The organism is Xylophilus sp. GW821-FHT01B05, assembly GCA_038961845.1.
GTDB lineage: Bacteria > Pseudomonadota > Gammaproteobacteria > Burkholderiales > Burkholderiaceae_C > Xylophilus.
The window spans coordinates 5,522,929-5,545,817 of the sequence record CP152408.1; the positions used below are offsets into that span (position 1 = coordinate 5,522,929).

The window sequence follows — 22,889 nt, forward strand, 5'->3', positions numbered from 1 at the left end:
ATTCCCATGACCACCCGCCCGCTGCAAGGCATTCGCGTACTCGATCTCACCAACGTGCTGGCCGGCCCGTTCGCCTGCCACCAGTTGGCCCACATGGGGGCCGATGTGGTCAAGGTGGAGAACCGCCAGGGCGGCGACCTGGCGCGCCAGCTGGGGGCGGATGCAGAGCTGAACCGGCGCTTCATGGGCGTGTCCTTCCTGGCGCAGAACCCGGGCAAGCGATCCATCACCATCGACTTCAAGCAGCCGCAGGGCAAGGCGGTGTTCCGCAAGCTGGTGGCCACCGCCGATGTGCTGGTGGAGAACTTCCGCCCCGGCGTAATGCAGCGCCTGGGCCTGGGCTATGAAGCGCTGCTGAAGGAGCAGCCCCGGCTCATCTACTGCGCCATCTCGGGCTTTGGCCAGGACGGGCCGCTGCGCGACCTGCCGGCCTATGACCAGATCATCCAGGGCATGTCCGGGATGATGAGCATCACCGGCGCACCGGATACCGCGCCCTACCGCGTGGGCTATCCGGTGGCCGACACCATAGGCGGCATGACGGCGGCGTTTGCCGTGGCCGCAGCGCTGGCCGACCGCAGCCGCACCGGCGGCAGCTTCATCGACGTGTCCATGCTGGAAGCCGCCATGGCGACCATGGGCTGGGCCGTATCCAACCACCTGATCGCCGGGCGCGCGCCGCAGCCCATGGGCAATGACAACGTCACCGCCAGCCCTTCGGGCAGCTTTCGCACGGCGGATGGGCTGCTCAACATCGCGGCCAACAAGCAAGAGCAGTTCGAGGCCGTGTGCCGCGTGCTCGGCCGGCCCGAGCTGGCCACCGACCTGCGCTTTGCCGAGCGCCAGGGCCGGCTGCAGCACCGCGCCGCGCTCAAGGCCGCGCTGGAAGACGCCATGGCCGCGCGCGGCACCGAGGAATGGTGGACGCTGCTGAACCAGGCCGGCGTGCCGGCCGGCCCGGTCTACAGCGTGCCGCAGGCGCTGGAACACCCGCAGGTCGCCAACCGCGGCATGGTCGGCAGCTTTGCCGATGCGCCCGGCGTGGGCCGCGACATCCGCGTGCTGCGCACCGGCTTCAAGCTCGACGGCCAGGCCCCCACGGTAGACACGCCGCCGCCCACGCTGGGGCAGCACACCCACGACATCCTCTCGGAGCTGGGCTACAGCCCGGACCAGATCGCGCAACTGCAATCGGAGCAAGCCGTATGACGACACCAGACAAGCCCGCCGCCCAGATCGCCAGCGAAGACTGGTGGCGCACCGACATCATCGATATGCAGCCCGGCGTGATCCGCTACCGTGGCTACCCCATACAAGAGCTGATCGCGGGCGGCGTTGGCATGGCGCAGATGATCTGGCTCATGACGCGCGGCGAGCTGCCCACGCCGGCGCAGGGCCGGCTGCTGGATGCCGTGCTGATGTCGGCGGTAGACCACGGCCCGCAGGCGCCCAGCATTGCCATCGCGCGCATGGCCGCAACGTGTGGCGTGGGCCTGAACAACGCCATGGCCAGCGCCGTCAACGTGCTGGGCGACGTGCACGGCGGCGCGGGCGAGCAGGCGGTGCAGCTGTACCTGGACATCGCCGCGCGCATCGATGCGGGCGCCGCAGCGGTCGATGCGGCGGGTGCCGCGCTCGATGCCTTTGTGGCCGAGCATGGCAAGTTCATTTCCGGCTTTGGCCACCGCTTTCATCCGGTGGACCCGCGCACGGCACCGCTGCTGGCACTGGTCGATGCAGCCGCCGCACGCGGCGAGGTGTCGGGCCGCTTCGCGCAGATCGCCCGCAGCGTGGAAGACGTGCTGGCCGCGAGCAAGGGCGGCCGCCGCATCCCCATGAACATCGACGGCGCCACCGCCGTGGTCTATGCCGAGCTGGGCTTTGCGCCAGCACTGGCGCGCGGGCTGTTCTGCCTGTCGCGCTCGGTCGGCATCCTGGCGCACGCCTGGGAGCAAACGCAGCAAGGCGGGCGCAACAAGGGCCCGATCCCGCGCAGCTTCATCCCCACGTACAGCGGCCACGCGCCGCGCAGCGTGCCCACGCAGGAGTAAGCGGCATGTGGAATGTGAACTTCACCGCGCCGCAAATCATCGAGGCGCAAGTCCTCACCCGCCTGCCCGACGCATTGCGCCTGCCGCGCCTCAGCGACTGGGCCGACGCCAACAAGCCCGGCCAGGTGGTCGACTGCTTTCTGGAAGGCCCCAGCTTCGACCGCGACGGCAACCTGTACCTCACCGACATTCCGCACGGCCGCATCTTCCGCCTCACACCGCAACTGCAGTGGCAACTGGTGGCCGAGACCGGCGGCTGGCCCAACGGCATCGCCATCCACCGCGACGGCAGCCTGTGGGTGGCCGATTACCGGCGCGGCCTGCTGCGCGTGGATGCCACCAGTGGCACGGTGGAGACGGTACTGGGCCACCGCAACTCGGAAAGCTTCAAGGGCCTGAACGACCTCACCTTCGACGCGCAAGGCCAGCTGTACTTCACCGACCAGGGCCAGACCGGCCTGCACGACCCCAGCGGCCGCGTCTACCGGCTACGCACCGACGGCCGGCTGGACCTGCTGCTGGCCAACGTGCCCAGCCCCAACGGCATTGCACTGGACCTGCACCAGCGCTTTCTCTACGTGGCCGCCACGCGCGCCAACGCCGTGTGGCGCATGCCGCTGCTGGCAGATGGTTCGGTATCCAAGGCTGGCGCCTTCCAGACCTTCTTTGGCACCAGCGGGCCCGACGGGCTGGCGCTGGACGCCGAAGACCGCCTGGTGGTCGCCCACGCCAGCCTGGGCGGCGCCTTTGTGCTGGATGCGCGCGGCTGGACCACGCACTTCGTGCGCAGCCCCACCGGCGGCACGGTGACCAACGCGGCCTTCCGCCCCGGCAGCCGCACGCTGGTGCTGACTGAATCGGCCACCGGCACCGTCTTGCACGCCGAGCTGCCCGCGCCCGGCGCACCTCTGTACTCCCATGCTTGACGCCATGGCCCCGGCCTTCAACGAACTGATGGCCCTGCGCGGCCAGGGCGCGGTCGCGCCAGGCGAAGTCACGGTGCAGGGCCGCGACCCCTTCCACCCCACGCCCTTTCGCGTCGGGGACACCACGGCCGCCGTGCTCGCCGCCGTGGGCGTGGCGGCCAACGACCTGTGGCAGCAGCGCACCGGCCGGCGCCAGCAGTTGCGGGTAGACCAGCGCCATGCCGCGGCCACCGTGCGCACGGTGGACTACACCCGCGCACGCAACGCCGCAGGCGGCTACGAGCCGGTGCCGATCCCACAGGCCATGGCCCACATGCTGGCAGTGACCCAGCCCTGGCCCACGCGCGACGGCCGCTGGTTTCTGCCGCATCTGAACCTGCCGCATCTGTCGCAGCGCGTGCTGGAGGTATTGCAGTGCGACAGCACGCCCGAAGCCGTGCGCGCCGCCGTCGGCCGCTGGGATGCCGATGCGCTGGAACAGGCCATTGCCGCCGCGCGCGCCTGCGGCGGCACGATCCGCAGCGCCGAGGAATGGCTGGCGCATCCGCAGGGCCGCTACCTCGCAGCGCGGCCGGTGGTGGAAGTGGACCGCATCGGCCACAGCACACCGCCCGCCCTGCCCGCAGGCGCAGCGCGCCCGCTGTCCGGCGTGCGCGTGCTGGATCTGACCCGCATCCTGGCTGGCCCCATCGCAGGCCGCACATTGGCCGAGCTGGGCGCGGATGTGCTCATGGTCACCGCCCGGCACCTGCCGCAAACACCCGAGCATGTGCGCGACACCAGCCACGGCAAGCGCAGTTGCTTTCTCGACCTGACGCGCCCGGCCGACGCCGAGCGCTTTGCCGCGCTGGTGGCCGAGGCCGACGTGCTGGTCAACGGCTACCGCCCCGGCCGCCTCGCCGCGCTGGGCTTTGACGAAGACCACCTGTGGCGGCTGCGACCAGACCTGGTGCAGCTGCAAGTGAGCTGCTATGGCTCCGGCGGCCCCTGGGCCGAGCGCGCCGGCTGGGAGCAGGTGGCCCAGGCCGTGAGCGGCGTCTGCGAAACGCAGGGCCGCCGCATCGGCGCAGGCCCGCCCAAGCTGGTCTTTGCCCCCTTGTGCGACTACACCACCGGCTACCTCGCCGCCTATGGCGCGCTGCTGGCGTTGGGCCGGCGCGCACGCCAAGGCGGCGGCTGGCGCGTGCACACCGCGCTGTGCGGCGCCGCCATGCTGGTGCAGCGCCAAGGCCTGGCCGAGGGCTTTGTCCAGGCACCCGGCCGGCTCACCGAAACAGAACTGCAGCCGCTGCTGGTGCAGCAATCCACCTGCTATGGCGAGCTACAGACGCTGGGCCCGGCATTGCAGTTGTCCGACACACCGCCGCGCTGGGACCGACCCACGCCCCGGCTCGGCGGCGACCGGGCGGAGTGGCTGCCGCGCTGAGCGCCGGACGGGCGTCAGTGCTTCATTATTGATAGCTATTAGCCCAGTCTGTGCCTGGGCTAATGGCATATTTCATGCAGAACACCGGTATCACGACAGCACTAGTTCGTAGCTGCTGCTGCGCCCGCCAGCGGCGGCCTTCACCAGCACGCCCTTCTCCAGCAGGTCGCTGATGTCGCGCAGGGCCGTGTCCTGCGAGCATTTGGCAATCGCCGCCCATTTGGTCGTGGTCAGCTTGCCCTCGAAGCCATCCAGCAGCCGGTTCACCAGCTTGATCTGCCGCTCGTTCATCGGCTTGTGAGCCTGGCGTTGCCAGAACTGCGCCTTGGCCAGCACGGCGGCCAGCGTACCTTCCGCGTCCTCGATAGCGCGCAGCAGGCAGGCCAGAAACCACAAGAGCCAGGGCGTGACATCCAGAGGGCCTTTTTGCGTGGCTTCGAGTTGGTCGTAGTAGTCCTTGCGCTCCCGTTGGATCTGGCCCGACAGGCTGTAGAAGCGCTGCCCCGCCCCCTCGCCACGCGCCAACACCATGTCGCCCACCGCGCGTGACATGCGGCCATTGCCGTCATCGAAGGGGTGCAGCGTGACCAGCCATAGATGGGCCAGGCCGGCCTTGAGCACGAAGTCGCCGGCATCGTCCGCGTTGAACCACTGCAGAAAGACGCTGGTCTCGGCCTCCAGCCGGTCAGCGGGGGGCGCCTGGTAGTGCACCTTCTGGCGCCCCGCAGGCCCCGAGACCACCTGCATGGGCCCCAAGGCAGCGTCGCGCCATGCACCGGTGCGAATGCGGGCCATGCCGCTGTAGCCCGAAGGAAACAGGGCGGCATGCCAGCCAAACAAACGCTCGGCCGTCAGTGGCTCGGCATGGCGCGTGATGGCGTCCAGCACCATGTCCACCACGCCATCCACATGGCGGTCAGCCGGCGCCAGCGCGCCGATATCCACGCCCAGGCGGCGCGCAATCGAAGAGCGCACCGCATGCAGGGGCAGCCGTTCGCCTTCAATCTCGCTGGTCTTGAGTACGTCTTCCGTCAGCACCTGCAGGGTGGCTTGCTCGCGTTGCGCCATGCCCAGATCAGCCATGCGCCCCAGCAGATGGCCCTGGGCCCGGTGCACGCGCGCCAGCGGCACCGCCAGCGCCTGCAGATCAAAACGCATACCCGGCCAGCCGGGCTGCTGCCAGAGGTAAAGCGGGTCGTCTTCGGGGGTCATGCGGAGATTATGGGCTTATTCGCCGCGAAAAATGCGGTGAATAAGCCCGTTAATCACCGCATGACATGCAGAGCTGGACGCTAAGGCCTACGCCCCGCCCCCATAAACAGCCTGCCGTTGCTGCTCGCTGTCTGCCAGCAGCTCAACAAAGCTCCGGACCTTTGCCGGGCGAAAGCGCGCGGCCGGGAACACTGCGTGGATGCCGCCGGAGGGCAGGCGCCATTGCGGCAGGACCTGGATGAGGCGGCCCTCGGCAAGATCGTCTTCCACTGCGTAATCCGGCAGCACGGAGAGCCCCATTCCCTGGCTCACGGCGGCACGCACGGCGAACGTGGCATCCAGAAAAACGGAGGCCTGCACGGTCACGTCCTGGCGGTCGGTCTCGTTGCGCGAGAAGTTCCAGCGGAGGTGGTTGCGCAAGGCGGTGTTGGCAACGAACGGCAGTTGGGCGATGTCTTGCGGGCGGCTGACCTGTGCCAGTTGCTGCGCCATGCTGGGTGACGCCACCAGCAGTTGCCGGAAGGTGCCGATCTTGCGCGCCTGCAGGCCGGTCTCGGCCAGCCAGCCGACCCGGATCGCCAGCTCGATATTGCCGGACATGATGTCCAGCGTCTGGTCGCTGAGGATGGCGTCTACCTTGCAGGCCGGATAGCGCTGCCGGAAAGCGGCGATGACCGGTACGACAACCCCGACGCCGTAGTCGAAGGGCGCCGTCAGCCGCAGCGTGCCAGAGGGCTCGGCCGAGCCCTCGGCCAGTTCGTCGAAGGCGTCTTCGGCCTCGCGCAGGATCAGGGCGCAGCGCAGGTAGAAGGCCTGCCCGGCTTCGGTCGGCTGCACCTTGCGCGTGGTGCGCACCAGGAGCGATGTCCGGAACTCGCTCTCCAGCCGGGCGACCTGCTGGCTGACCACGGCCTTGGTGATGCCCAGGCGCTCTGCGGCTGCGGTGAACGAGCCGGTTTCCACCACGGACACGAAGTAGGTCAGGCGCCTCAGGTTGCCGAGCCCGCCCAGGCTGTTCTCGGCTTGATTGTATGTTTTCAACATACATTTTGTTTATCACGTATGTATTTAAGAGTCAATCGATAGTGCCTACGATCGGCCGCTTCCCCCAAAGACAAGCCATCGGGACCGTATGGACCACGCGGCTGCCGAGGCCTCCCAGGTGCACTGGCACATCCATTGGAAACAAGCCAAGCGGTGCCCACGCCCACGATCCGCCTCCGTCCCTGCCGGCCCTTTTATTCAACTGCGCACAAGGCAAACACCATGACCACACGACGCGAACTTATTCAAACCGTAGCCGCCGCGGGTGTCGCGACGGCCATCCTAGGAGTGCAAAACGCTATGGCCGCCACCACCCAACTGACCTGGAAACACTTCCCCGCTGGCGAGCACGGATTCTTCCGCGCCCCGGTGCTGATCTCCGGCGCGAGCGAAGCCGTGCTGATCGATGGCGGCTTCACGCTGCCCGACGGCCGGGCGCTGGCCGAGGCCATCAAGGCCAGCGGCAAGAAGCTCACGACCATCTACATCAGCCAGAGCGATCCGGACTACTACTTCAGCCTGGGCCCGATCAAGGCGGCCTTCCCCGGCGCCAAGGTGATCGCTGCGTCGAGCACGATCGCCGCCATCAAGGGCAATGTGGAGAAGAAGCTGGCCACCTGGAGCCCGCAGCTCAAGGAAAACGGCCCGCAGACCCTGGCCGATGTCGTGATCCCCGAAGCCTTCGACGGCCGCAGCCTGACCCTGGAAGGCCAGACCATCGAGATCACCGATGCCGCCGGCCTCGACAACCGCCGCTACCTCTGGGTGCCGTCGCTCAACGCCATCTTCGGCGGCGTGCTGCTGTTCTCTGGCGTGCACGTGTGGACGGCTGACACGCAGGGCGCCGAAGCCCGCGCAGCCTGGATCAAGACGCTCGACGCCATGGCAGCGCGCAAGCCCGCCGTGGTGGTGCCGGGCCACATGGCGGTCGGTGCTGCAACAGACGCCACGGCGATCAGCTACACCCGCGACTACCTCGTGGCGTTCGAGGAAGAGCTGGCCAAGGCCGCCGACAGCGCGGCCCTGATTGCCGCCATGACCAAGCGCTATCCAAACGCCGGCATGGGCGTGGCGCTGCAGATCGGCGCCAAGGTCGCCAAGGGCGAGATGAAGTGGGGCTGATGCGATGACCGCCAACCTCGACATCGTCCGCGCCCACTACGCGGCATCGGCACAGGGGAACGTCGCCGGGATGATGGCCAACGTGTCGCCGCAGGTGCGCTGGACCGAGATGGCGGGCTTTCCCTGCGCGGGCACCTGGGTCGGGCCGCAGGCCGTGGCCGATAACGTCTTTGCCGTTCTGGGCCGGGACTGGATCGGCTACCGCTTCGAGCTGCAAACCCTCATCGACGGTGGCGGTGACCAGGTCATTGGCGTGGGCGACTACCACGGCACTTTCCGCGCCACCGGCAAGGCCCTGCAGGCCCGCGTGGCCCACGTCTGGAAGCTGCAGGACGGAAAGATCGTGGCCTTCGAGCAGTTCACCGACACGCTGCTCGTGCGCCAGGCCATGGCCTGATCGGTTGGGCGCCTGCCCACCGTGATGACGAGGCGGATGCCATCTGGCATGCCGCCTCGTCGTTGTTTTGAACCGGCATCCATGGGGTGCCAGCAAAAGTTCTCTCTTTTCATGAATGGAGCCTTGGGTGAACCAGAACCAACGCAAGCCGCAGGATGCCCGGGTCGTGATCTACGGCGGCGGTGTGGGCGGTGCGCAACTCGCGAAGAAGCTGAGCGGTTCCGCCAAGGGTGGACTATGAGCTGACCAAGCTCGGCCACTCGCTCCGGCCGCCGCTGGAGGTGCTGGCGGACTGGGTCATCGCCCACCGGGCCGGCATTGAGCGCGCGCGCAAGGCGTTTGACCGTGATGCCCAGTGAGGCCCAGTGAGGCCCAAAGAACGGGCCAGACGCTAAAACTCCTGAATTCATAGCTATAAGCCCAGACTGCACCTGGGCTAGATGCACTTTTCACCAATATTTTTAAATCACGGCACGCCTGCAGGCCATGCGCCTTCCCGCCAGAATGGCCGCCGCATTCCGCTCCTCTCCATCCCCTTTCGCTTCCAAGACCCCATGTCCAAGCTCTCCGCCTTCCCCATCACCGCCAAGTGGCCTGCCAAGCACCCCAAGCGTCTGCAGCTCTACTCGCTGCCCACGCCCAATGGCGTGAAGGTGTCGATCCTGCTGGAGGAAACCGGCCTGCCTTACGAGCCGCACCTGGTCAGCTTTGGTACCGACGACCAGTTCTCGCCCGAATTCCTCTCGCTCAGCCCCAACAACAAGATCCCGGCCATCCTCGACCCCAACGGGCCGGGCGGCAAGCCGCTGGCGCTGTTCGAGTCCGGCGCCATCCTGGTCTACCTGGCCGGCAAGACCGGCAAGTTCCTGCCGCAAGACGTGGCCGCGCGCTACGAGACCCTGCAGTGGGTGATGTGGCAGATGGGCGGCGTCGGGCCAATGTTTGGGCAACTGGGCTTCTTCCACAAGTTCGCCGGCAAGGAGTTCGAGGACAAGCGCCCGCGCGACCGCTACGTGGCCGAATCCAAGCGCCTGCTGGGCGTGCTGGAGCAGCGCCTGCAAGGCCGCGACTGGATCATGGGCAGCGAGTACACGATCGCCGACATCGCCGTGTTCCCCTGGGTGCGCAACCTGGTCGGCTTCTACGAAGCGCGCGATCTGGTCGGCTTTGACGCATTCCCGAACGTGCAGCGCGTGCTGGCGGCCTTTGTGGCGCGGCCGGCCGTGGCGCGCGGGCTGACGATTCCCGCGCGCGATTGAGCGCCAGGCCAGCCCCACCCGCCCACTTCGTTACAGTAGCCGCCCACGCGCGCACGGCCAACCCAGCGGCCGGCGCGCGGCACCATCACCACACAAGAGCGGCACCATGAGCAAAGACCTGGCCAGGCAGAATGAATTGAAGAAGATGGAGCTGTGCGCACCCTGCGCCGGCATCCAGCGCAACTGGCGCCGCGCGCCAGGGCACGCAGAGCTGCTGCAAGGCGGCAACCGCAAGGAAGAGCGCGACCACGGCACCGTCACCATCACCCGCTACCGCTGCGACCGCTGCGGCACGGCCTGGGAATACGAGAACGACAAGACCAACCTGCAGGCGGGTTGGTCGGTGGTGGGGCGCTGAGGGCCATTCCCTTTCAAGGTCTTGTGATCCATTTGGTAGTTCTCGCGTCCTGCTGATGGTGGGTGTGCGGGGACTTGCCCCGGCAGGCGACGGACAGCCGGCCCCCACCCCAGCCCTCCCCCAGCGGGGGAGGGAGTAATGCAGAGACAAAGGCCGAGCGCAGCGATGGCCCGACTGGCTGTCCCGGGGTCCCCTCTGTGGCGTTGAGGAGCGGAGGAGTCGGCAGGTTGCCCGTAGCGAAGCGAAGGGACGGCGAGGACTGTTTGAGCGCAGCGAGTTCCGCAGCCGCCTGCCGATTCCGAGCACCGCAAAGCAGTCCGGCAAAGCCGGACCGCCACAGTGGGGTCGCCCTTTCTTTGGTGACTTTCTTTCGGCGACGCGAAAGAAAGTTACTCGCCCGCCGGGGCGAACTCCCGGCACCCGTCGCCTGCAAGGCAAGCCGCCAAGGGATACCTCAAAGACCTTGAAAGGGTGGCTTAAAAGCTGAACGGCTTCGACAAACTCACATACACCGTGCGGCGCTGGCCGAACCCGACGGATTCAGCGCGGCTGGAACATGATCAGCCCCATGCCGCCCAACGCCAGCGCCACACCGGCCAGGTCCCAGCCCGTGGGGCGGATGCCATCTACCGCCCACAACCAAGCCAGCGCCACGCCGATGTAAACCCCGCCGTAGGCCGCGTACACACGCCCCGCCGCGGCCTCGTGCAGGGTCAACAGCCAGGCGAACAGCGCCAGGCTCAGGGCCGCCGGCAGCAGCAGCCAGAGCGGGCGCCCTTGCTTGAGCCACAGGTAAGGCAGGTAGCAGCCGATGATCTCAGCCAGCGCGGTGGCGACAAACAGCAGGAAGGTCTTCATGCGGCGATTCTGCCGGCGGCCTGCAGTGGCCTGCCCCAATCGGCCATCTCATGCGGTTTCGCAATCAAGGCGATAACGGCCTGTCGCTTTGATGGCCAACCCGCATTCAGTTGGCGCCGGTCTTCACCGCCGCCATCTTCACCTGCGGCGACACCGCCAGGTCTGGCTGCACCTGCAGGATGCGCAAGGTCTGCTGCACCACGTGGCTGAAGACCGGGGCGGCCACCAGGCCACCAAAGTACTTGCCCGCGCTGGGCTCGTCGATCATCACGGCGACGATGATGCGCGGCTTGTCGATGGGCGACATGCCGGTGTACCAGGCGCGGTACTTGTTGCTGGCGTAGCCCTTGCCGACCTGCTTGTGGGCGGTGCCGGTTTTGCCGCCAACCGAATAGCCCTCGGTCTGCGCCAGCGGCGCGGTGCCGCCGGGGCCGGCGGCCAAATGCATCATGGCGCGCACCTCGCTTGCCACCTTGGACGAGAACACGCGCACGCCGTCTGGCGCCTGGTCAGACTTGAGCATGCCGATGGGGATCACCTCGCCGTCATGCGCAAACGCGGTGTAGGCGTGCGCGATCTGGAACAGCGAGGCCGACAGCCCATAGCCATAGGACATGGTGGCCTGCTCGATCGGCCGCCAGCTCTTCCAGGGCCGCAGCCGGCCGGTGACGGCGCCGGGGAACTGCGTCTGCGGCTTCTGCCCAAAGCCCACGGCGGTGAAGCTGCTCCACATCTCTTCCGGCGTCATGCGCTGCGAGATCTTGGTGGCGCCGACGTTGCTGGACTTCTGGATCACGCCCTCTACCGTCAGCACGCCAAAGTTGGCGTCGTCATGGATGGTGGCGCCGGTGACGTTGATGTAGCCCGGGTTGGTGTCGATGATGGTCTGCGGCTGCACGCGCCCCAGCTGCAGCGCGGTGGCGACGGTGATCGGCTTCATGGTGGAGCCGGGCTCGAACACATCGGTCATGGCGCGGTTGCGCAACTGGTCGCCGGTCAGCGCGCGCCGGTTGTTGGGGTCGAAGCTGGGGTAATTGGCCATGGCCAGCAGCTCGCCGTCCTGGGCGTCCACCACCACCACGCTGCCGGCCTTGGCCTTGTTGGCCTGCACCGCGTCGCGCAACTGCTGGTAGGCGACAAACTGCACCCGCTCGTCGATGCTGAGGGTGACGTCATGGCCGTCCACCGGCGGCACCTGCTCGCCCACGTCTTCCACGATGCGGCCAATCCGGTCCTTCAACACGCGGCGCGAGCCAGCCTGGCCGCCCAGGTTCTTGTTGAAGGCCAGCTCCATGCCTTCCTGGCCTTGGTCCTCGACATTGGTGAAACCCACCAGGTGCGCGGCGGATTCGCCCTCGGGGTACTCGCGCTTGTATTCCTTGCGCTGGTAGATGCCGGGGATATCCAGCGCGGCGATCTGCTTGCCCAGGTCCCAGTCCAGCTGGCGCTTGATCCAGACAAAGCTCTTGTCATCGTCGGCCATCTTGGCGCGCAGATCGGCCTCGGGCATGTCCAGCAGGCGCGCCAACTGCTTGAGCTTGGCGCGCACGGCGGGGTCGTCCTGCTCCACGTCCTCGGGGATGGCCCAGATGCTGGTGGCCGGCACGCTGGAGGCCAGGATCTCGCCGTTGCGGTCGAAGATGCGGCCCCGGCTGGCCGGCAAGTCCAGCGTGCGGGCAAAGCGGACCTCGCCCTGGTGCAGAAAAAACTGGTTGTTGAGCACCTGCACGTAGAAAGCCCGGCAGGCCAGCAGCAGGAAACCCAGCGCAATGCTCACCACCACGAACTTGCTGCGCCACAGGGGCGCCTTGCTGGCCAGCAGCGGACTGCTGCTGTAGGGGATGCTTCTTCTGTAACTGCTCACGGGCTCCTCTGGCGGCGCTGCTCAGACGGTCAGCGCACCTGACAAGACCCGTTTCGACGGCCAATAGTTCACACATTGTTCTTGGCGCTCACGCGCCGCCCGCAGGGCATGAAACGAAAAGGCCCCAAAGGCCGCGGAGCAGGCCATGCGCAGACATCCGCGGAACCGGCTTTGCCGAGCCGCTGGATGTGTCCCCCTTCGACAAGCTCAGGACAGGCTCTGCAAGGGGGTTGGCGAAGACGCGAAGCGCGCAGCCTGGGGGTGAGCTTCAACTCAGTCAGGCAGCAGTCGGGTACGGCTCCCTACACTGCGCCCGTGCTGCGCCGCATCAGCCTGTTCTTTTTGTTGTCGCTCGCCCTGCTGTTCTCGCAACAGGGCGCGCTGCTGCATGAGCTGGGCCATCTGCTGGCGCCGCAGGCAACGGCGGCAGCCGAGGCGGCGGGGCAGCCGGGCAGCCCCGATAGCGCGCGCGCCGTCTGCGAGAAGTGCCTGGCCTTTGCCCAGCTGGCGGATGCCGTGCCCTCGCACTGGGCGCTGCCCCTGCCCGAGCCGCAGCACCTGCGCGCAGTGGTGCCCTGCCCGAGCGGCAGCGCCGACCTGCCCGCGCCCCCCGCCTGCAGCCGCGGGCCGCCCCGGTTCCTGTGAGTCCCCGCCGCCACGCCCCGGCCTTCTGTTGCAGAAGGCCGGGCGTGCTCGCTCACCTTCAGGAACCCTCATGCACAGACACTCTCATCACGCCATTGCGGCCGCCATCGTGGCGGCCTTCCCCCTGCTTGCCGCTGCCGCCGACGCGGCAGACACCGTGCAGCCGCCCAGCGCGGCCACGCTGGCGCCGGTCACCATCTCCACCAAGCGCCTGGACGCCGCGCGCAACGGCTTGTCGCCCGACACCGGCAGCTCGATCTACCGCATGGACGAGACCGACATCGACGCCCTGCCGCTGGGCGCCAGCACGCCGCTGAACCAGGTGCTGCTGCGCGCGCCGGGCGTGGTGCAGGATTCTTTTGGCCAACTGCATGTGCGCGGCGACCACGCCAACCTGCAGTACCGCATCAACGGCGTGATCATTCCCGAGCCCATCGCCGGCTTTGGCCAGGCCATCGACACGCGCCTGGCCGGCCAGGTCAACCTGCTGACCGGCGCGCTGCCGGCCCAGTACGGCTACCGAACCGCCGGCGTGGTCGATATCCGCACCAAAGATGCCGACACGCCGCAGGGCGGCGAGATCGGCACCGTGATTGGCAGCAACGGCCACCGCGAGCTGAACGGCAGCGTCAACGGCAGCACCGCCGGCGGCCTGAGCTACTTCCTGAGCGGCTCGATGCTGGAGAACAACCTGGGCATAGAAAACCCCACGGCCAGCCGCGACGCCATCCACGACCACACCAGCCAGGGCAAGGGCTTTGGCTACCTGTCTTACGCGATCGACCCCAGCAACCGCGTGAGCCTGATGGCGGGCAGCTCCAGCGGGCGCTTCCAGATCCCGAACCGGCCCGGCCTGCAGCCCAGCTACACGCTGGACAGCGGCGCCACGGTGGCGTCAGAGAACCTCGATGCGCGCCAACGCGAGCGGTCGGACTTCCAGGTGCTGTCCTTCCAGCACGCGGATGCCGGCCCGCTGGACTACCAGATCTCGCTGTTCCACCGCCGCAGCACGGTGGACTACATGCCCGACCCGGTCGGCGACCTGATCTACAACGGCATTGCCGGTGCCATCCACCGCTCCAACGAGGTCTATGGCACGCAGCTTGACGCGGGCTACCGCCTGAACGACACGCACACGCTGCGCGCGGGCATCTTCGCGCAGCGCGAACGCGCCGTGGCCAACAACAATGCGCTGGTGTTCCCTGCGGATGCCGACGGCAACCAGACCAGCGGCACGCCCATCACGGTGCAAGACAACTCGCGCCTCAAGGGCACGCTCTACGGCATCTATCTGCAAGACGAGTGGAAGGCCACGGACAAGCTCACCGTCAACTACGGCGCGCGCTTTGACCAGACCAACACCGTCTCCAACGAGCAGCAGCTAAGCCCGCGCATCGGCCTGGTGTACGAGCTGAGCAAGCAGACCCGGCTGCACGCCGGCTACGCGCGCTACTTCACGCCGCCGCCCACCGAGAAGATCGACACCACGTCAGTGGCAGCCTTCCTGGGCACGACCAACGCCTTGCCGTCGGATGCCAACACCTCGGTGAAGTCCGAGCGCTCCAACTACTTCGACCTGGGCATAGAGCACCAACTCACACCCAAGCTCACCATCGGCCTGGACGGCTACTACCGCGACGTGCGCCACCTGCAGGACGAGGGCCAGTTTGGCAATGCGCTGGTGTACTCGGCCTTCAACTATGCGCGGGGCCGCGTCGCCGGCCTGGAGCTGACCGCCAGCTACCAGGACGGCAACTTCGCCGCCTACGGCAACCTGGCCCGCTCGCAGGCCATGGGCAAGGGCGTGGAGACCGGACAGTTCAACTTCGACACGGACGAGCTGGCCTACATCTCCAACCACTGGGTGCACCTGGACCACGACCAGACCTGGAGCGGCTCGGGCGGCGTAGCCTACCGCGCCGGCCCCACCACCTACAGCGCCGACATGGTGGTGGGCAGCGGCCTGCGCAGCGGCTTTGCCAACAGCGAGCACCTGGCGGCCTATGCCCAGGTCAACGTGGCGGCCGCGCGCAGCTTTGACTTTGGCCAGCTTGGCAAATTCAATGCGCGGCTGTCAGTGCTGAACCTGTTCGACCGCCAGTACGAGCTGCGCGACGGCACCGGCATTGGCGTGGGCGCGCCGCAGTTCGGGCAACGGCGGACGGTGTATGTGAGTTTGTCGAAGCCGTTCAGCTTTTAAGCCACCCTTTCAAGGTCTTTGAGGTATCCCAGCACGGCGTGCCTTGCAGGCGCCGGGTGCCGGGAGTTCGCCCCGGCGGGCGAGTGGCGTTCTCTTGGGCGTTCGCCCAAGAGAAAGCCACCAAAGAGAAGGCGACCCCACGTTCTGGAAATATTGAACATCTGCGGACACCGACGGCCGTGTCGCCGTGGAGCAGCGGGAAAGACCGCCCTGATTCGCGGCCGGCCATGCTTGCTGGCGGGGACGCTACTACCGTTGTGGCAGCGGTGTGGTCACCAGCGCCAGGTAGCCCAACAGCGCTTGTTGCGACTGCAGGCAAAGCAGATCGAGATCAACGCGCATCTGGGTGGACAAGCCTTGCAGATGAGCATGAGCGAAGAGCCCATATAGGATCGCCTGACAAGTCCGTGCCGCATCATTTGGGCAAGCGCACAGGCGATCCGAGGCAGCCCCGATGAGCCGCGCCCACTCCCGCACGAACCGCTCGTACATCTTTGAGTAGGCCGCGATACCGGAGAGGCGGCGCTCCAGCAGATAGTGCGCCCCCCAATGAGAAGGGCTCTCTCGGTGGATATCCGCCAGGCGCTCAATGACCAGACACACCATCGACTCCAACGATGCGCGGTCACTGTCCTGGCCCAGGGACTGCAAGGCCCGGAGCAAGGTCTTCGAGCGCAGATGCACGCAGACCTTGGCGAGATCCTCCTTGTTAGCGAAGTATTCGTAGAAGCTGCCCAGGCCGGTTCCCGCCAGATCGACGATCTCCCGGATGGTGACGGCGTCGTAGTCCCGCTCCACCAAAAGCCGAACAAACGCGTCCTGCAAGGCACCAGCAGTGTGCCGGGCACGCGATTGCTGCGGCCTGCGTCGAGGAATCACGGGCGAATTCGTTGGGGGATATCTCATGCGCCAGATCCGAACACATGGCCGAACCGGCCTTCCTAGAATTTACATCAACGCTTCATCCAGAGAAGGCCCCGCGAGAGATGACGCAACACCAAGCTGATCAGGAGAGAAAATGGAAGACATCCAGGCATTCGCGCGACAGATGTTTGCAAGCCAGCCATTCAGTCAATTCATCGAGGCCGAATTGGCGGCGTTGTCGCAGGACAGTGCAGAGCTGACGCTCGCCATTCAGGACCATCACAAGCAGCAGCATGGCTTCGTCCACGGCGGCGTGATCAGCTACCTCGCCGACAACGCCATCGCATTTGCAGGCGGCCTGGCGCTTGGGGGGAACGCACTGATGGCGGAATTCAAGATCAACTACATCCGCCCCGGCGTCGGAACCAGGCTCATCGCCAGGGCGCAAGCGCGCAGTACAAGCAAGCGAATGGCCATCTGCCAATGCGAAATCTATGCGGTGGAAGGCGATTCGCAGAAGCTGTGCGCCCTGGCACAGGGAACCGTCGTCCCGGCAGGCTGAGGGCCGGTTCGGGTCGCCCCAAGGCAAGCATGACGCATACAGCGGATCGCGGCAGTACAACCATCGAGGAGCACAGGATGCGCCAGGCCACACAGAAACAAACGCTCGACGCGCTTGAAGCACTGCATCGAACGGGGCGTGATCAGGAAATGCTCGGCCACATGGTCCAACTCCCTGTGAATATCTACACAGACCCGGGGGTCCTGGAGCGCGAAATGGCGAGCGTTTTCAGCCACTACCCCATGGTCGCGGGACACGTGGCCAGCGTGAGCGAGCCCGGCGCCTACCTGCTGAGCGACTGGCCGAAGTTCCCCTATGTGATCGTTCGAGGCGCGGATGGCCGCCTACGCGGCTTCCTCAATACATGCCGCCATCGTGGGGCGCGCATCGTGTCGGGTGAGGAAGCATGTCTGAAAGCCTTCGTCTGCCCGTTTCATGGCTGGTCCTACGGGCTGGACGGCAAACTCAAGGGCATCACCAAGACCTACAACTTTCCAGATCTGGACCGGGAACAGTTCTCGCTGGTCGAATTGCCCGTGGTGGAACGGGCGGGGCTGGTGTGGATCCACCCGAGCCCCGGGGCAACGATCGATCTGGACAACTATCTTGGCCCCATCGGGGATGACCTGGATCACTTCGCCCTGAGCGAGCTGGTTAGCTACCGCAAGAACCGCGTCATCAAGCATGCGAACTGGAAGCTTCTGATCAAGACCTACCTGGAGGGATACCACGTGCCGTATCTGCACCGGGACACGCTGTCGCAGGCTTTCAAGAAAGGGGTTATAGCCCACTACGAATACGGACCTCACATCCGGCTTGCGGCAGCCCGCACCAATTTCCAGGAGATGCTGTCGGTCCCCGCGCAGGATAGGAAGATCCTCGACTACGCATCGGTTTATTACTCCCTCTTCCCGCAGACGTTTTTCATCATGCATCCGGATTACGTGTCCATCAACATGTTCCACCCGGAAGCGCCGGACCGGACGATCTGGACGCACGAGATGCTGTACAGGCCTTCGCACTTTCAGGGTGACTCCGGTCAAAAAGCGCTGGGCAAGCGCTTCGACTACACCAATGACACTGTCTTCGACCAGGAAGACTTCGCTGTAGCGGAGGATGTGCAGCTAGGCCTGAAAAACGGTGCAAATCATGTCCACACGCTCGGACTCGAAGAAGGATTGCTTGCCATCTTCCAACAGAGCATCGACCAAGCCGTGTTGGCAACACAGAGTCGCTTCTGACCATACGACGCGACAGGCAGGAACTTGTCTCGCCCATGGGCGGAGATGCTGGGTGCTGCAAGATGACCCACACGGCACTGCTCAGCGGGAAACGAGCCACGCGGGCCCGAATCGAAAAGGCGAACCCAACAAACTCGGTCGAAGCTGAAACGCGCACCGTAGGGAAGCCTGGCAAGCAAGCGCATTCCCCAGACGGGGCGAGGACGTCCGAGTATTCAACGACCCGGTTTCGCAGCACTCGCTGCGCGGGCAAATAGCCGGTATGGGCAGTCTGCAGCGCTTTCGAGCGCTGCCGCATTGAAGACCGCCCCGCCGCCCACATCTGCGACATTTGCAGCCCTTGCAGGAGTCCTTATGCACCCCGTCCTCCAGATCAAGCCCCTGGGTTTTCCGTGGGAAACCGCAGACCCTTTCCTGTTCTGCGTCTACCACGACGACGCCTACCCGCAGGCCAACGCGCAGATGGGCCCGCAGGCCTCGCTGGCCGGCCGCGCGCTGGGCCAGGACTTCAGCCGCAAGGACGGCTGGAGCATGTACCACGGGCAGACGGTGCCGGGCTTTCCGGCGCACCCGCACCGTGGCTTCGAGACCGTGACCATCGTGCGCAAGGGCTTGATCGACCACTCCGACTCGCTCGGCGCCACCGCGCGCTTTGGCCGTGGCGATGTGCAGTGGCTTACCGCCGGCCAGGGCGTGGTGCATTCAGAGATGTTCCCGCTGCTGGAGCAAGAGCGCGCCAACCCGCTGGAGCTGTTCCAGATCTGGCTCAACCTGCCGGCCGCCTCCAAGATGGCGCAGCCGCACTTCACCATGCTGTGGTCGCAAGACATCCCGCGCATCGTCGCCATTGATGACCAAGGCCGCAGCACCGAGGTAGCCGTGATCGCCGGCCGCCTGCAATCGGCCGCCGAGCCGCTGGCGCCGCCGCCCGACTCCTGGGCCGCGCAGGCCCAGGCCGATGTGGCCATCTGGACGGTACGCATGGCCCCCGGCGCACGCTGGACGCTGCCCGCCGCCCATGCAGACAGCAACCGCCGGCTCTATTTCTTCAAGGGTGACGGCGTGTCGGTAGCTGGCCAGGCCGTGGCCGCGCATGCCGCCATCGCGCTGCGCGCAGACGCGGCGGTAGAGCTGCACAACAGCGGCACGCAAGAGGCAGAATTTTTGCTGCTACAGGGCCGCCCCATCGGCGAGCCGGTGGTGCAATACGGCCCCTTCGTGATGAACACGCAGGCCGAGATCCGCCAGACCATGGACGACTACCGCCGCACGCAGTTTGGCGGCTGGCCTTTTGCCGATGACGCGCCGGTGCACGGCCGCGACCCGGCGCGCTTTGCACGGCACCCCGGTGGGCGCGAGGAGCGGCCAGAGGACAGCGCCGCAGCCTGATCAGGCTGCCTGCGCCAGCCCCTGCACCGCCTGCAGCAAGGCAACACGGGCCTGTCCCAGCACCATGCCCTTCCAGCTGTCGTTGTCGCAGTAGAAGGCGTCGCGCAGTTGCTGGCGAATGGCTTGCTGCTGGGCCGGCGGGGCTTCGGGGTGCAGGCGCAGCCACTGGATGGCGCGCAGCGCTTGCAGCACCTGCAGGTTGGGCAGGGTGCCAAATTCCAGCGCCATGGGGGTGGCCTGGGCCTGCGGGCATTCGTCGTAGATGGCAGCCAGCACCGGCCCTGAGACGTCGGCCGATGCCGACTGCCCGCTGAAGGGCGTGAACACGTCGGCGCCCCACCAGGCGTGGGCGCGCGCAATGTCGGGCGCGGCGTTGCGGCCGGGGTAGATCTTCTCGCCGTGGCCGTTTGGGCCCAGGCCGGTGTGGATGTCGATCCAGCCAATGTGCCGCGCGGCGCCCGCGTACTGGCGCAGGATGGCGCGCACGGTGCGGTTGCTCCAGCTGGGCGCGGTGCCGCCGTAGAACAGGCCTTTGGGCGAGGTGTATTGGCCAGACGTGATGGCGGCGCGCACCGCCTCCATGCCGTGCTGGGCGATGTAGGCGCCCAAGGCCGCGTCATCTGCCGCCGTGGGTGGCCAGGCGGCGGGCAGCAGCAGGGGCTCGATGTCGGCATAGCCGGCGTTCACCGGCAGCGGCGCGTTGAAGTCCACATGGTTGCGGTTGAGGTCGATGTTGTCCTCATTGGTGCGGTACAGGTGCGAGAAGCCATACGGGTTGATGCCATGCACCAGCAGCAGCGCAACGCCGGCCTGCTTCAGGCGGCCCAGCAGTTCGGTGTCGTGCAAGGTGGCGATCTGGCAGGCCGAGCCACTGAAGCCCTCGGGGCCGTGCGTGCCCGAGCTGACGATCAACAACCGCGCCGCATCCGCCGGGCCCAGGGTGGCGATGTCGATGGCCAGCGCCTCGCCCTCTGCGCCGCGCAGCGTGGGCAGCTCAAAGCTGGTGGTCTGCGCGCCGGCTTGCGCGGCGGCCTCCAAAAAGCGGCTGCGGGCCTGCTGGTAGGTGGCAGAGAAGTAATCGGTAGCGGTCATGGCAGGCGTTTTTTTGGTGGCGTGCACGGATGCTAGAGAGTCCCCCTCAAGCTGAAAAGACAACAATCGAGGCGGCCCGATAACTTTTAGCTTTCTCCCCCATGAAACCCAGACAGCTGCAGGCCTTTGTGGCCGTGACCGAGCAGGCCAGCATCCGTGGCGCCGCGCGCGTGCTGGGCCTGTCGCAGCCGGCCGTGACCAAGGCGGTGCACGAGCTGGAGCGCGAGATGGGCGCGCCGCTGGTGGAGCGCAGCGTCACCGGCGTGCGCCTGACCGGCTATGGCGCGGCCTTTGCGCCGCGAGCCCGGCTACTGCTGGCCGACATGCAGCGCGCGCGCGACGAGATCGCACAGATCCGCGACGGTGTCAGCGGGCGCGTAGCGGTGGCCGTCAGCACCTCGTTTGCGCTCAGCGTGCTGCCGGCGGCGTTCAGGGATTTCCACGCGCAATCGCCGGCGGTAGACGTGCAGATCAGCGAGGCCGTGCTGCCCGCCATGCTGGCGCGGCTGCGTGACGGGCAACTGGACTTTGCCGTGGCGCACGTGCCGCCCGGCGTGCTGGACGAGGCCTTTACCGCCACCGTGCTGTTCCCGGTGCAGCTGGTGCTGGGCGCGCGCAGCCGCCACCCGCTGCGGCGCAGCAAATCACTGCACCAGTTGCACGCGGCCGAATGGGTGCTGCCCAGCGCAGGCGACACCAGCCCCAGCCTGGAGGCGCAGTTCTTTGCCCTGTGGGGGCTGGCGCTGCCGGCGCGCGTGATCCGCAGCCAGTCGGTCACCGTGGCGCTGGGGCTGGTCGGCCAGATGGATTTGATCGGCCTGTTCGTCGAGCCGCTGGTGCAACTGGCCTTCAAGCGCCACGGCATTCAGCGCATCGAGATCGAAGAGACGCTGCCCACGCTGAACGTGTGTGTGCTGCAGCGCAGCGGGCAGCGGCTGACGCCAGCGGCGCAACAGTTGGTGGACTGCATGCGGCGCGCGGCACTCGGGCAGTAACCGCTGTTCAGAACAACTGTACCTACCACCATGGGTACAGTGAACCTAGAGTGGCTCCGCACACCTGCCCCAGAAGACGGAGACACCATGAGCCTCGATTCACGCCTGCCCCATTTCCGCACCCTGACGCCGCAAGCGCGCCTGGCCCACATCGCCACCGTGGCCGGGCTCACTGCCGAAGAAAGCGCGCTGCTGGCGCAGGCCGGTGCGCTGGGCACGGCGCGGGCCGACGGCATGATCGAGAACGTGCTGGGCACCTTCGAGCTGCCGCTGGGCATTGCCGGCAACTTCCGCATCAACGGCCGCGACGTGCTGGTGCCGATGGCGGTAGAAGAACCCTCGGTGGTGGCCGCCGCATCCTTCATGGCCAAGCTGGCGCGCGACTGCGGCGGCTTTGAGACCAGCAGCACCCAGCCGCTGATGCGCGCGCAGGTACAGATCCTGGGCGTGACCGACCCGCGCGGCGCGCGCCAGGCCCTGCTGCGCCGGCGCGAAGACATCCTGGCCGTGGCCAACAGCCGCGACAAGGTCTTGATCGGCCTGGGCGGCGGTTGCCGCGACATCGAGGTGCATGTGTTCCCCGCCACCGCGCGCGGCGCCATGGTGGTGCTGCACCTGATCGTGGACGTGCGCGACGCCATGGGCGCCAACACCGTCAACACCATGGCTGAGGCGGTGTCGCCGCTGCTGGAGCAGATCACCGGCGGCACGGTGCGCCTGCGCATCCTGTCGAACCTGGCCGACCTGCGCCTGGCACGCGCCCGCGTGGCACTGCCGCCCGCCGTGCTGGCCACCGCCGAGCGCAGCGGTGAAGAAATCATCGAAGGCGTGCTCGACGCCTATGAGTTCGCCGCGGTAGACCCGTACCGCGCCGCCACGCACAACAAGGGAATCATGAACGGCGTAGACCCGGTCATCGTCGCCACCGGCAACGACTGGCGCGCGGTAGAAGCCGGCGCCCACGCCTACGCCTGCCGCAACGGGCACTACGGCTCGCTCACCTGCTGGGAGAAAGACGCGCGCGGCCAGCTGGTCGGCACCATCGAGATGCCCATGCCCGTCGGCCTGGTAGGCGGCGCCACGCGCACCCACCCGCTGGCGCGGCTGGCACTGAAGATCATGGGCGTGCAGTCGGCGCAAGAGCTGGGCGAGATCGCCGTGGCCGTAGGCCTGGCGCAAAACCTGGGCGCCCTGCGCGCGCTGGCCACCGAGGGCATACAGCGCGGCCACATGGCCCTGCATGCGCGCAACATCGCGCTGACGGTGGGTGCCACTGGCAGCGAGGTGGACCGCATCGCGCAGCAGATGGCGCAGGAGAAGGATGTGCGCGCCGATCGCGCGCTGACGCTGCTGGCCGCCTTACGCGGCTAGCGTCCACGCTGTT

The 22,889-nt window shown here is 67.0% G+C and carries 22 protein-coding genes; 16 read left to right on the forward strand and 6 right to left on the reverse strand.

Annotation, left to right across the window (positions count from 1 at the left end):
• Positions 1-6: 6 nt before the first annotated feature.
• The 4 genes from AAFF27_25765 to AAFF27_25780 are packed head-to-tail and all read left to right on the forward strand — an operon-like array spanning position 7 to position 4,403.
• Positions 7-1,209 carry a CaiB/BaiF CoA-transferase family protein gene (locus AAFF27_25765; GenBank protein ID XAH23346.1) on the forward strand — a complete coding sequence of 401 codons (1,203 nt, stop codon included), beginning with the start codon at positions 7-9 and terminating at the stop codon, positions 1,207-1,209.
• Positions 1,206-2,051, forward strand: a complete 846-nt coding sequence (locus AAFF27_25770) for a citryl-CoA lyase (GenBank protein ID XAH23347.1) — start codon at positions 1,206-1,208, stop codon at positions 2,049-2,051. The genes AAFF27_25765 and AAFF27_25770 overlap by 4 nt, the downstream gene beginning before the upstream one ends.
• A gap of 5 nt (positions 2,052-2,056) precedes the next feature.
• Positions 2,057-2,977: an SMP-30/gluconolactonase/LRE family protein gene (locus tag AAFF27_25775; protein ID XAH23348.1), complete on the forward strand. Its 921-nt coding sequence runs from the start codon at positions 2,057-2,059 to the stop codon at positions 2,975-2,977.
• Entirely contained in the window at positions 2,970-4,403 is a 1,434-nt protein-coding gene (locus tag AAFF27_25780; protein ID XAH23349.1) for a CoA transferase, read from the forward strand. Before AAFF27_25775 ends, AAFF27_25780 begins: the two co-directional genes overlap by 8 nt.
• Positions 4,404-4,493: 90 nt before the next feature.
• Here the strand turns inward: AAFF27_25780 and AAFF27_25785 are convergent, their stop codons facing one another.
• Complete coding sequence (locus AAFF27_25785; GenBank protein ID XAH23350.1) at positions 4,494-5,615, reverse strand: Fic family protein; 1,122 nt, start codon at positions 5,613-5,615, stop codon at positions 4,494-4,496.
• Positions 5,616-5,702: 87 nt separating this feature from the next.
• Entirely contained in the window at positions 5,703-6,659 is a 957-nt protein-coding gene (locus AAFF27_25790) for a LysR family transcriptional regulator (GenBank protein XAH23351.1), read from the reverse strand.
• A 222-nt stretch (positions 6,660-6,881) separates the two neighbouring features.
• Here AAFF27_25790 and AAFF27_25795 point away from each other — a divergent pair, with 222 nt between their 5' ends.
• The 5 genes from AAFF27_25795 (at position 6,882) to AAFF27_25815 (ending at position 9,795) form a co-directional block, all read left to right on the forward strand.
• Entirely contained in the window at positions 6,882-7,781 is a 900-nt protein-coding gene (locus tag AAFF27_25795) for an MBL fold metallo-hydrolase (GenBank protein ID XAH23352.1), read from the forward strand.
• Positions 7,782-7,785: 4 nt separating this feature from the next.
• Complete coding sequence (locus AAFF27_25800) at positions 7,786-8,178, forward strand: nuclear transport factor 2 family protein (GenBank protein XAH23353.1); 393 nt, start codon at positions 7,786-7,788, stop codon at positions 8,176-8,178.
• Positions 8,179-8,408: 230 nt separating this feature from the next.
• On the forward strand, positions 8,409-8,537 hold the full coding sequence (locus tag AAFF27_25805) for a hypothetical protein (protein XAH23354.1): 129 nt from the start codon (positions 8,409-8,411) through the stop codon (positions 8,535-8,537).
• Between the two features lie 195 nt (positions 8,538-8,732).
• Positions 8,733-9,437 (forward strand): glutathione binding-like protein, encoded by a 705-nt coding sequence (locus AAFF27_25810; GenBank protein ID XAH23355.1) that lies wholly within the window; start codon positions 8,733-8,735, stop codon positions 9,435-9,437.
• Positions 9,438-9,543: 106 nt separating this feature from the next.
• Positions 9,544-9,795, forward strand: coding sequence for a hypothetical protein (locus AAFF27_25815; GenBank protein ID XAH23356.1), 252 nt, complete (start codon positions 9,544-9,546; stop codon positions 9,793-9,795).
• A 540-nt stretch (positions 9,796-10,335) separates the two neighbouring features.
• On the opposite strand, the gene AAFF27_25820 is transcribed toward AAFF27_25815, so the two are convergent.
• Together AAFF27_25820 and AAFF27_25825 are read right to left on the reverse strand one after the other, a co-directional pair.
• Positions 10,336-10,653: a YnfA family protein gene (locus tag AAFF27_25820; protein ID XAH23357.1), complete on the reverse strand. Its 318-nt coding sequence runs from the start codon at positions 10,651-10,653 to the stop codon at positions 10,336-10,338.
• A 106-nt stretch (positions 10,654-10,759) separates the two neighbouring features.
• Positions 10,760-12,517 carry a penicillin-binding protein 2 gene (locus AAFF27_25825; protein ID XAH23358.1) on the reverse strand — a complete coding sequence of 586 codons (1,758 nt, stop codon included), beginning with the start codon at positions 12,515-12,517 and terminating at the stop codon, positions 10,760-10,762.
• A gap of 315 nt (positions 12,518-12,832) precedes the next feature.
• Here AAFF27_25825 and AAFF27_25830 point away from each other — a divergent pair, with 315 nt between their 5' ends.
• Positions 12,833-13,162, forward strand: coding sequence for a hypothetical protein (locus AAFF27_25830; GenBank protein ID XAH23359.1), 330 nt, complete (start codon positions 12,833-12,835; stop codon positions 13,160-13,162).
• A 70-nt stretch (positions 13,163-13,232) separates the two neighbouring features.
• Positions 13,233-15,362, forward strand: coding sequence for a TonB-dependent receptor (locus AAFF27_25835; protein ID XAH23360.1), 2,130 nt, complete (start codon positions 13,233-13,235; stop codon positions 15,360-15,362).
• 249 nt (positions 15,363-15,611) lie between these two features.
• Here the strand turns inward: AAFF27_25835 and AAFF27_25840 are convergent, their stop codons facing one another.
• Positions 15,612-16,241, reverse strand: coding sequence for a TetR/AcrR family transcriptional regulator (locus AAFF27_25840; GenBank protein XAH23361.1), 630 nt, complete (start codon positions 16,239-16,241; stop codon positions 15,612-15,614).
• Positions 16,242-16,380: 139 nt separating this feature from the next.
• Between AAFF27_25840 and AAFF27_25845 the strand changes: the two genes are divergently transcribed.
• The 3 genes from AAFF27_25845 (at position 16,381) to AAFF27_25855 (ending at position 19,418) form a co-directional block, all read left to right on the forward strand.
• Positions 16,381-16,788 carry a PaaI family thioesterase gene (locus AAFF27_25845; protein ID XAH23362.1) on the forward strand — a complete coding sequence of 136 codons (408 nt, stop codon included), beginning with the start codon at positions 16,381-16,383 and terminating at the stop codon, positions 16,786-16,788.
• A gap of 77 nt (positions 16,789-16,865) precedes the next feature.
• Positions 16,866-18,029, forward strand: coding sequence for an aromatic ring-hydroxylating dioxygenase subunit alpha (locus tag AAFF27_25850; GenBank protein ID XAH23363.1), 1,164 nt, complete (start codon positions 16,866-16,868; stop codon positions 18,027-18,029).
• A 354-nt stretch (positions 18,030-18,383) separates the two neighbouring features.
• Entirely contained in the window at positions 18,384-19,418 is a 1,035-nt protein-coding gene (locus tag AAFF27_25855) for a pirin-like C-terminal cupin domain-containing protein (protein ID XAH23364.1), read from the forward strand.
• On the opposite strand, the gene AAFF27_25860 is transcribed toward AAFF27_25855, so the two are convergent.
• Positions 19,419-20,510, reverse strand: coding sequence for a M14 family metallopeptidase (locus AAFF27_25860; protein XAH23365.1), 1,092 nt, complete (start codon positions 20,508-20,510; stop codon positions 19,419-19,421).
• A 101-nt stretch (positions 20,511-20,611) separates the two neighbouring features.
• Here AAFF27_25860 and AAFF27_25865 point away from each other — a divergent pair, with 101 nt between their 5' ends.
• Entirely contained in the window at positions 20,612-21,505 is an 894-nt protein-coding gene (locus tag AAFF27_25865; GenBank protein XAH23366.1) for a LysR substrate-binding domain-containing protein, read from the forward strand.
• Positions 21,506-21,592: 87 nt separating this feature from the next.
• The gene (locus tag AAFF27_25870; protein XAH23367.1) at positions 21,593-22,876 is read left to right on the forward strand and encodes a hydroxymethylglutaryl-CoA reductase, degradative; all 1,284 of its coding nucleotides are present in this window, start codon (positions 21,593-21,595) and stop codon (positions 22,874-22,876) included.
• The last annotated feature ends 13 nt before the right edge of the window (positions 22,877-22,889 follow it).